At 46.9% G+C, this 9,903-nt stretch carries 11 protein-coding genes; 5 read left to right on the top strand and 6 right to left on the bottom strand.

Translation table 11 applies throughout. The features are described from left to right. Nucleotides 1-146: 146 nt before the first annotated feature. From JF818_RS10890 to JF818_RS10905, 4 genes are all read right to left on the bottom strand, one after another. On the bottom strand, nucleotides 147-719 hold the full coding sequence (locus JF818_RS10890; protein WP_198892038.1) for a nitroreductase family protein: 573 nt from the start codon (nucleotides 717-719) through the stop codon (nucleotides 147-149). A 105-nt stretch (nucleotides 720-824) separates the two neighbouring features. Further along, on the bottom strand, nucleotides 825-1,304 hold the full coding sequence (locus tag JF818_RS10895; RefSeq protein WP_198892039.1) for a pyridoxamine 5'-phosphate oxidase family protein: 480 nt from the start codon (nucleotides 1,302-1,304) through the stop codon (nucleotides 825-827). Nucleotides 1,305-1,375: 71 nt separating this feature from the next. Then, nucleotides 1,376-1,537, bottom strand: coding sequence for a rubredoxin (gene rd, locus JF818_RS10900; protein ID WP_198892040.1), 162 nt, complete (start codon nucleotides 1,535-1,537; stop codon nucleotides 1,376-1,378). A 57-nt stretch (nucleotides 1,538-1,594) separates the two neighbouring features. Then, complete coding sequence (locus JF818_RS10905) at nucleotides 1,595-2,563, bottom strand: YafY family protein (RefSeq protein WP_198892041.1); 969 nt, start codon at nucleotides 2,561-2,563, stop codon at nucleotides 1,595-1,597. 171 nt (nucleotides 2,564-2,734) lie between these two features. Between JF818_RS10905 and JF818_RS10910 the strand changes: the two genes are divergently transcribed. Further along, a complete protein-coding gene (locus JF818_RS10910) occupies nucleotides 2,735-2,941 on the top strand; it encodes a SlyX family protein (protein WP_198892042.1) in 207 nt (68 codons plus the stop codon). A gap of 3 nt (nucleotides 2,942-2,944) precedes the next feature. Here JF818_RS10910 and JF818_RS10915 read toward each other — a convergent pair whose 3' ends face one another. Together JF818_RS10915 and JF818_RS10920 are read right to left on the bottom strand one after the other, a co-directional pair. After that, nucleotides 2,945-5,452 carry an FAD-dependent oxidoreductase gene (locus JF818_RS10915; RefSeq protein WP_198892043.1) on the bottom strand — a complete coding sequence of 836 codons (2,508 nt, stop codon included), beginning with the start codon at nucleotides 5,450-5,452 and terminating at the stop codon, nucleotides 2,945-2,947. A gap of 8 nt (nucleotides 5,453-5,460) precedes the next feature. Further along, entirely contained in the window at nucleotides 5,461-5,817 is a 357-nt protein-coding gene (locus JF818_RS10920; protein ID WP_198892044.1) for a MarR family winged helix-turn-helix transcriptional regulator, read from the bottom strand. A gap of 791 nt (nucleotides 5,818-6,608) precedes the next feature. Between JF818_RS10920 and JF818_RS10925 the strand changes: the two genes are divergently transcribed. The 4 genes from JF818_RS10925 to JF818_RS10940 all read left to right on the top strand — a co-directional run. Further along, a complete protein-coding gene (locus JF818_RS10925) occupies nucleotides 6,609-7,607 on the top strand; it encodes a C4-dicarboxylate TRAP transporter substrate-binding protein (protein ID WP_198892045.1) in 999 nt (332 codons plus the stop codon). 99 nt (nucleotides 7,608-7,706) lie between these two features. After that, nucleotides 7,707-8,210 carry a TRAP transporter small permease gene (locus JF818_RS10930; RefSeq protein WP_198892046.1) on the top strand — a complete coding sequence of 168 codons (504 nt, stop codon included), beginning with the start codon at nucleotides 7,707-7,709 and terminating at the stop codon, nucleotides 8,208-8,210. 1 nt (nucleotide 8,211) lies between these two features. Next, the gene (locus tag JF818_RS10935) at nucleotides 8,212-9,501 is read left to right on the top strand and encodes a TRAP transporter large permease (RefSeq protein ID WP_198892047.1); all 1,290 of its coding nucleotides are present in this window, start codon (nucleotides 8,212-8,214) and stop codon (nucleotides 9,499-9,501) included. 152 nt (nucleotides 9,502-9,653) lie between these two features. Then, on the top strand, nucleotides 9,654-9,903 hold a 250-nt coding region (locus JF818_RS10940; RefSeq protein ID WP_198892048.1), incomplete at its 3' end, for a GntR family transcriptional regulator.

The raw sequence follows: 9,903 nt of genomic DNA on the forward strand, positions 1-9,903 counted from the left end.
GCCCCCATGTTGCTTGCTACCTTGGCCGCTCTCCTCGCTGCTGCAATGATCGGCAGCACCTTCCTTAAGGAGAGTGAGATGATCATCACAGAAGAAGAGCGGCTCAAAGAGGTAATCAATCAGGAGATTGTGCATCTTCAGTAGGACTATTTGCCCTTTGGTTTCAGCTGCTTATCAAAATGGTTGAATGCATGCACGTTCTCCAAGGGAAGACGATCGCGTTTACCGTTTTCACTCTCCAGGTGTTTTTCGCTCAGGTGGGAGCTGTCTCCTGGGTATCCTACCACCATCAGTACCATGATGGAGTCTTCATCAGCAATGCCTAACACTTCTTTTGCCAGATCGGCATTGAACCCAGCGATGGGGTGTACATATAGTCCTTCCTGTACAGCCTGAAGTTGATACGCCATCGCTGCCATACCCAGTTCAAATGGGGCATAGTGGCGTTCACCAAGGGTCATTCCCCAGGCGTTGTTGGTTACCACCGCTACCAACGCGGGAGCCTTCTTTGCCCAGTAGTTCCCAGGAGCCAGTGCTTCCTTGAGTTTTTCCAATACTGTTTCATCAGATACGGTCACCAGTCTCCATGGTTGGTTGTTCATGGATGAGGGGGCGGTGTGTGCTGCTTCTGCAAGACGGACCAGGATGTCCTCACTGATGGGTTTTGTATCGAGAGCACGATAGGCTCTCCTCTTCTCGATAACTTCTAACATTGCCATAGATTCCTCCATTTCATTTCTTTTCAATGTACTATGGTTTTCATTATCCGTGTACAGGGAATAAGGTTTTTCTTTCTGAGGTAACTATTTGTTTTCTATAATGTGTTACTTCTGAGACAACTCTTTTGCTTGTTTACCTGAGAGGTGGTCGATATCAATGGCGATAATGATTGCCTGGCTGCACCCTCTGATCTGCTCTATGCGTTCCTGTTTCGGCCTGTCGCTTGCATATTTATCAGTGAGGGCCGTAAAGGCTCTTGTATACTCATCCCCTTCAGCCAATCGCGCCTTCCCAAAGGCAATGACACTGGAAAAGTAGGTGGTGTACTCCTTGCTTACAATCCGGTCCTGACCTACAACGGTGAATGACACCTTCTTGTGGTTTGCAATGGCATCGACTTTATGCCCTTGTTTGGCGCTATGCATGTAGAGCCTATTGTCAAGGTAGACGTAATTGAGGGGAATTGCATATGGGTAGGCATCGTCCCCAAGGCAGGCAAGCGTACCATAGGAACCTGCTTCAAGTATGGCCATGGTCTCTTCATCGTTGAGTTGCTGCTTTGCTCTACGCATCGCTCTGAACATGAAATATTTCTCCTCTGGATATGAAAAAACGGGGAAGGCAGTACCATCCCCGTTCTTGGAAACCCACGTGATTAGTCGCGGGGTGAAAAGTCAGACTTAGGAGCTCCACAGAGAGGGCAAACCCAATCCTCGGGGAGATCTTCAAAGGCTGTTCCGGGCTTGATTCCGTTATCGGGATCACCTACTTTCGGGTCATATACATACCCACAAAGATCGCATTCGTACTCTTTCATAGTTGTTTCCTCCTCCCCATAGCATAACGACATTCATGACAAGGGGCAAGATAATTATTACTGATAGAGAGCCAGGATTTTATTCAGCATCTTGCAGAATTTCTTCCTGAAACTATCAGGTCCCAATATCTCCACTGAGTCACCACACTGGATGATTCTCAGATAGAGTTCGATCGAGTTCTCTGCATCCATGTTGCAGATAAGATCCCCACCTTCCGTTTTCTCGAACACAGGGGTTCCATGCACTACCGAGCGAAAGACATTCATTGCTGAGCGTTCCTTGAGCCTCAGGCTTAGCGGAATCATATCGATGGCTTCGTAGTGTTCCTCGGCTTCATGGAACTTGAATGGTTTAAGGTTGTCCGGGATGGTGTAGGTCTCATCCAGGATGATTGCACTGGTAATGGTGCTGATATCGATGGTAATGATCTCAGTGGTATGGCGTAATCTTCCCGTCACACTGATAGGATGCCGTCCTCCGGTGTCTTCTTCCCGGAACCCTATAAAGTAGGGGGCAAGTTCTGTCTCAATGGGGTCAAATCCTTTCAGGCTCTGTACAACTCTCACAATACGACCCGATACCCAGGAGTCAATAAGCACTTCCAACACAGAGTTGAACTTGCTGCACTCCTTCTTCTCCTGTATCTTCCTGTCGATTTGCTCAGCGAGATTGACGATATTCTCACTGATCTTCGGAGCATAGGATCGCATATTCATTGCAATCTTTCTCAGGCCAGAAGCAAGGTGTGGATTCTGGTACTCACTGCTGGTCGCAAGCATCTCCGCGGAGAGGTTGAATGCAAGGCTCTCATACACACTGAGGGCAATGTTCTCATCTTCTTCCCTGCTCTTTATCTTGATGAGGTTGTTCTCCTCAAAGATATCAATATACTGCTTCAATTCATCAACATATCTGCTGATCGTCGAGCGGTGGACGCCAAGACGGCGCGCAATCTCGGCTCTCCTCAGTCCTTCCGGATGGGAGTGAAGCAACAACTCAAGTTGTGCAACGCGTTCGCCTTTCATACACTAATCCCTCTCATTTGCACCATTCTGCAACAAAATACAAGTCAGTATACCATGGATGTTCCATCTTACAAGGCTTATTTGCACAAATGAACGCAGTTTTGCAACATCACTGATGAGTTGTCGAGGAAACGCACTCATGATAGGATATGCATACAAGGAGAGACTACTATGGAAGAACGTCTGACGAAGCTTGAAATGAAACTTGCCTATGCGGAAGAGACGATCGTAACCCTCGATTCTGTGGTCACTGAACAAGCCAAAGAAATCGGACTTCTGAAGAGCCGTCTCGAAGCATTGGAAAAACGTGTCTCTGATGTGGTGGATGAAATGGGGGATGACGTAGCCCCTTCGGACCAGCGGCCACCCCACTATTAGGAATTAGATAAACAGATTGACTTTGCTCTCTGATGCGGCACCCATGTAGGTGGCAACGCCTCCTACCTCGACGCCGTCAAGCAGTTCCTCTTTGGTGATGCCCATGATATCCATAGACATCTGGCAGGCCACCATGCGGACTCCTGAGCTCTTTGCATCCAGGAACATCTGGGTGACTTGGTCGACATGTTTCTTCTTCATGCGGCTTTTCATCATCTTTGCTCCCAATCCTCCCATATTCATGCTGGAGAGTCCAAGCTCGTCCATTCCCTTGGGAAGCATGCTAGAGAACATCTTCCCCATGAAATCCTTCTTGACCGGTGGTGCTTGTTTCTTGCGTAGTACACTCAAACCCCAGAAAGTGAAGAACATGGTAACTTGTTTTCCTGAGGCAGCAGCTCCATTTGCAAGCACGAAGGATGCGAGGGCCTTGTCCAAGTCATTGGAGAATACAACCATTGTTGCACCATTATCGGGAGCACAGATGGCAGGTTTCTCTCCAGCTGAGTCAGGCATTGAACAGATGTTTGCATTTCCTTTCTCAACAACGGCCTCAATAACCCCTTCTGTTGTGGTCACCGAAACAAGGTTGTTGCCGGTGAGCTTGCTCCAGGATTGTACATCAACACCGAAACCAGGGTCGGAAGCCTTGATGACTATGCGGTCCCCCTCTTCAAGTTTGTCCATTTCCTTCTTGAGTCGGATAATCGGACCGGGGCATTGCAATCCACAGGCGTCTACCTTGAAGATCTTATTCTCTGTCCTTCTGCGGAATGATCCATCTTCGTTGAGATTGTCGATTGTTGCACTCTCTTCCTTGATGTTCAGTACCGTCTTATGCTCAAGCAATTCACGTTCGCGCATTGCACTGTCATAGGTCTTGAAGCCTCCTGTGAGGTTCCTTACACGGCTAAAGCCATTCTGGCGAAGGATGCGTTCGGCAAAGTAGCCACGCAGACCCATGGCACAGTTAAGGATAATGTCGCGGTCCTTTGGGACTTCCTTCAATCGGTCACGGAGATCGGTATTGGGGATATTCACAGCCCCTTCTATTGCACCGAGCTCAAACTCCTCTTCGCTTCTAACGTCAAGCATGAAGGTGCCGTTTTTCCGTGCCTCCTCTGCTTCATCCCAACTGATGGTGTCGCTCATACCTTCAAGGACGTTGACGGCAATGAAGCCGACCATGTTCACGGGATCCTTGGCACTTGAGAAGGGAGGAGCATAGGCTTGTTCGAATTCTGCCAGGTCATAGACCGTACCATCCTTCCCAATGAAGGCGGAGATAATGTCGATACGTTTGTCGACCCCACCATATCCTACGGACTGTCCTCCCCAGATTTTTCCTGTTTCTGGGTGGTAGAGTACTTTCAAGGAGAGCTGTCTTACATTGGGATAATATCCTGCATGATTGCCCACATGGGTGATAGCGCAGCGATAGGGGAGAGAGGCGGCTTTCAAGCCTTTCTCGGTCAGACCTGTGGAAGCAACCGTCAGGTCAAAAATCTTTGCAATGCTGGTACCGATGATCCCGGTATAGGGCTTCTTGTTCCCATCCACGATATTATCTGCACAGAGGCGGGCTTGCTTGTTTGCAGGACCGGCGAGGGGGATCGTTACCGGGCTCCCTGAAAGCGGGCTTTCAAAGACAATGGCGTCACCTATTGCCCTGATGTCCTTGTCGTTGGTGGTGAAATATTCATCTACCTTGATTGCCCCGTTCTTTGCGAGTTCAATACCTGAGTCCTTGAGGAATGCGGTATCGGGCCTCACCCCAATGGAGAGGATTACCAGATCTGCATCGATCAGTGTGCCCGATTGCAGGCGTACACTGACCAGTGATCCATGATGCTCAAAGGAGGCTACGCCATCCTGCAGGAAGAGATTGATCCCTTTTGCCCTGAGGTGTTGCTGTACTTCCGCTGCCATGTCGTAGTCGATGATATTCATGACTTGGTCGAGCGCTTCCACAACCGATACTTGTAGGCCACGCTCCTTCAGGTTCTCTGCCATCTCAATGCCGATAAAGCCACCGCCGACTACCACTGCACGTTTGGTTGCTGGACTGTCAACTTTTTCCTTGATGCTATCAATATCGCTGACAGATCGAAGAGACATGATTGCCGGGTGCTCTATCCCAGGGATGGGAGGCTTAACCGGGCTAGCCCCAGGGGAGAGGATGAGTACATCGTAGCGTTCATCATACTCCGTGTTGCGTTTCAGGTCCTTTACATGGATGGTCTTTGCTTCACGATCGATATGTACGACTTCGCTTTGGATACGAGCTTCCACGTTCAACGATTCCATGAACTTGTCAGGGGTCATGACAAATAATCTGGAGCGTTCAGTTATTACATTACCGGCGTAATAGGGAAGACCACAGTTCGCGTAACTGATGTATTCACCACGTTCAAACATGATGATCTGGGCCTTTTCGTCCCTTCTTCTGAGTCTGGCGGCAGTACCTGCCCCTCCTGCGACTCCTCCGATGATAAGGTATTTCTTTTCCATAGGGTCTCCTAGTTATTGGGTGACTGAGTGAATTGTAGTTCGCTTGGAAGGTTGAGTTCTGAACAATTATAGGTTTGTACCATTTCACTGCCTGTTTCGGTCAGGGCAACGGTAAGGCTTCTTCGATCCATGATACTCAAGGTTCTCTGAACAAGTTTACGTTTCTCCAGACTATCCAAGATGCGGGTAAGCCGGGATGGGGAAAGTTCCAGTTCCTTTGCCAAGGCACTGGGTTCGCAGATTCCCTTCTTTACCGCACATAGTAACAAGGCATCGTTGAAAGAGAGTCCTGTTTGCTGCTTCAACTGGTCCTCGAAGTTGCGAAGGGAAGTCTGCAACTTTCGGATGGCGCAGAGATCAATCATGCAAACCTCCATAAGTAATTTTATTTAGCAATAATTGCCATAGACAAATATACGAGGAAGTGCTCTCTTTGGTCAATATGTAGATAAAAAAAGAGTGACTTATTATTTCTGCTATGACATAGCTGAGAGCGAATAATTTGGGGATAGACAAGAAACCTGCAAATTTTACATAAAAAACGAGATATGTTCTGACAGAAGCGGGTACTTTTTACCAGTAAATAAATAGTGCTAAAGAAAATCGATAAATTTATATATGCAAATAGTATACTCCCTAGGTATATTGACAATTTCAGACATTCCAGCATATGCTTGTACCTAGGAAGGGATATGATAAGGAGAAGAATAGAAGGTTGCTGGCAGGGATAAAGCCCTTCAGTCCCAGCGATGTCCTACTACTTTGATCTACTTGGTGTTGGGTATTTTTCTCTTACGCGATGTCCGGTACTACATCTTGGTTCTACTTTTATTGCCAAGCAACGCGACTCCCTTGGGCCAGTGGTTTTCCCGACCACTGGCCTTTTGTGTATGAGTATGGTTAGTCCTTATCCTGATTCAGTGAAAATGTTTCGGATAAGCTCCTCTGGACGGTATGGGTACCTTTCAGCATATAAGCCTCTTGGCGACGAATTCTCTGTATGAATCTTCTAAGTAATTAAAATATAACAAATAAAATATCTCAAGACAGATAAGGAAAACGTTGTATTTCTTGAATATTCTTGTTGACAGAATAAAAAATATGCGGTTAGTATACTAGTATGTCAAAGAATTTCGACTTGATATTGGAGGAATCTATGAAAAAAGCAAGAGTTTTCGTAACAATCTTGTTGGTACTGGTTGTAGCTACTGCATCAGTGTTTGCCCAGGGTGGTGGGGAAAAAGGTGACAAGGTATATACCTTGAAGCTTTCCACTCAGTTGAATGAAACTTCTCCCATGGTTGAGGGCTTCAAGCAGCTGGCAGAAAGTGTAAAGGCTCGCTCAGAAGGCCGTTTGGTGGTTGAGATCTATCCCTCTGCACAGTTGGGAAGTGATGAGGATGTAATCGAGCAGGCATTGCAGGGTGTTAACGTTGCAGTCCTTACCGATGGTGGACGCATGGGCAACTATGTGAATGATATTGCAATCATCGGAATGGCCTATTTTGCCAACAACTACGATGAAGTACTTGCAGTAACCCAGAGCCCAAAGTTTGCGGAATGGGAGAAGGAGTTGAGTGAAGAGAATGAGATTCGCATCCTCTCCTTCAACTGGTATGATGGAGGAAGACACTTTTTCCTGAACAAGGAAGCATATACTCCTGCAGATCTGAGCGGACAGAGGATCAGAACTCCTGGTGCTCCTGCATGGGCAGAGAGTGTTGCCGCACTTGGGGCTACTCCGGTTGCTATGCCTTGGGGTGAAACCTATTCAGCTGTACAGTCCAAAGCAGTTGATGGGTGTGAGGTCCAGCTTACCGCTGCTCTTGGCGCTAGAATCTATGAGGTTCTGGATTACATGATCCGCACTGAGCACTTCCAGCTGATCAATGGCTTGATCGTTGGTGAGAGATGGTTCCAGACCTTGCCAGAAGATCTTCAGACGATTTTGCTCGAGGAAACCAGGGCTGCTGGAGAGAAGAATGCTCGTTACGTACAGTCCAAGATTGCTGAGACAGAAAAGCAACTTGTTGAATATGGCGTGAAAATCATTGAGCCAGATGTTGACGCATTTGTCAAAGCAAGTGATGCTGCGTATGAGAAACTCGGATTTGGCGATTTGAGAAAAGAAATCTACGCTCAGATTGGCAAATAACATAAAGAGGAGCTAAGCTCCGCAACATGATAATGTTGGGATAGCAGCGGTCTCCAAAGCTATCCCATCATTATGTTAGACGTGAGGGAGATTCAATACATGAATATCTTACAGAAAGGATATAAAAAGTTTTGCGACTTTGAGGAGTTGGTTTCCAGTGTGCTCCTGGTAGCAATCACCATCCTGGTTTTTGTCTCTGCCGTATCACGAACAGTGGGACATCCCTTGAACTGGGCGGTTGATATCTCCCTGTTACTGTTCGCTTGGCAGGTTTTCATTGGTGGTGATCTTGCTGTCAGAAACACCAATCTTATTGGGGTTGAGTTGCTTGCCAATAAATTTCCAGGAAAGGTTCAGAAAGGACTCAAGATTGTCTTTTTCATTATGATTATCATCTTCTTGGCTGTTCTGGTCTATTTTGGTATTCCATTGCTGATCCAGAACAGGAAGCGGCTCTTCCAGGTGCTTCCTATCAGTTATTCCTGGGCAACATTGAGCGTTCCGGTGGGATCATTTCTTATGATCATTTCAGCAAGTATCCGATTGTCTCAAATTATTAAGAAACCAGCTTCCTTCTGGGAGCAAGGCCGGAGGGATGAGTAGTATGGGTGTAGCAACAATTGTTTTTATCATGTTCTTGTTGTTGGGTATGCCGGTAGCATTTGCAATTGGTATCTCTGGACTGGCATTCTTTATGGTAACTGATAGTCTTCCATACACCATTGTGGTGCAGAAGGTTTTGGCAACAACACAATCGTTCACCATGTTGGCGATTCCCCTCTTTATCTTTGCCGGGAATCTTATGAACAACACCGGTATTACCAAGCGTCTGATGAAGCTTGCTGATGTCCTGACGGGACATATGCATGGCAATATCGCCCAAGTATCTTGTGTATTGTCCACCTTGATGGGTGGTGTCTCTGGGTCAGCGAATGCGGATGCTGCGATGGAGTCAAGAATCCTTGGTCCTGAGATGACCAAGCGTGGGTATTCCAAGGGTTGGTCATCTGCCATCAATGGACTTTCTTCTCTCATTGTGGCCACCATCCCTCCTTCCATGGGTTTGATCATCTATGGGTCCATTGGTGAGGTCTCCATCGGCAGATTGTTTGCCGGAGGCTTGCTGCCAGGGTTCATCATGATGATTGCATTGATGGTTTCTGTTGATATCAGTGCAAGGAAACGAAAGTATCTGCCGGACAACCCTAAGCATGCATCCTTCACTGAAGTCATAAAAGCATTGGTTGATGGCATCTGGGCCTTGCTCTTCCCGATTCTGTTGATTGTCTTTATCCGTTTTGGAATCATGACTCCTTCTGAATCAGGTGCATTTGCGGCAGTATATGCAATCTTTGTAGGAGCGGTAATCTATAAGGAACTTACCTGGAAAGTCTTTTACAAGACATTGAAGGACAGCTCCAAGGATATTGCCGTGGTCACACTCATCCTCGCAATGAGTGGTGTATTTGGCTATGGTATTGTCTATGACAGAGTCCCACAGGTAATCGCAAGTGCCTTGATGAGTATCACCAGTAATCCAACACTCATGCTCCTGATCATTATCGTACTGCTGACCATCAGCGGAATGTTTGTTGAAACAACGGTTGTTGCATTGTTGTTGACCCCCATTCTGCTTCCTGTAGTGACATCTTTGGGTATTGATCCCGTGCATTTCGGTATTATCATGATGACGGTGACTACGATGGGGATTATGACGCCTCCTGTGGGTATAGCTCTCTATACCACGTCTACAATCATGGAGTGTTCCCCAGAGGAGACAGCGAGGGAATCGGCACCATTCTTTGTCGCCATCTTTATAGTAGTGGCAATTATCACCCTTATTCCGCAGGTCAGTCTGTTCATTCCAAACTTGATTTTTGGTCCAGCAATGTAATTGTGTTACAGCATGAGGATATTCTCCTCATGCTGCTATCCTTGAATCAGTTGGGGTTGGGAATACGGGACTATTCATACTGCGTACAGAGATAACAGTTTCAGTACATAGACAAAAATGATACAATGTAAATTGGTGGTAGGAGAAAGAATATGCAAATTGAACCTCGGCAGGGAAGAGAGACAGCACGGGAGTATGCTCTTCGTCAGCTGAAGGAAAACATCATTTCGTTGCAATTGGAACCTGGGAGCATGGTCAGTGAGAACGAGATCGCAGCCCAACTGGGAATTTCCCGTACTCCGGTTCGTGAAGCCTTGATTGAGCTGAGTCGGGTAAATATTGTGGAAATCCTTCCCCAAAAGGGGAGTAGGATTATGCTGATCGACTACGCCATGGTTGAAG

This window comes from Sphaerochaeta sp. S2 (assembly GCF_016406725.1).
GTDB lineage: Bacteria > Spirochaetota > Spirochaetia > Sphaerochaetales > Sphaerochaetaceae > Sphaerochaeta.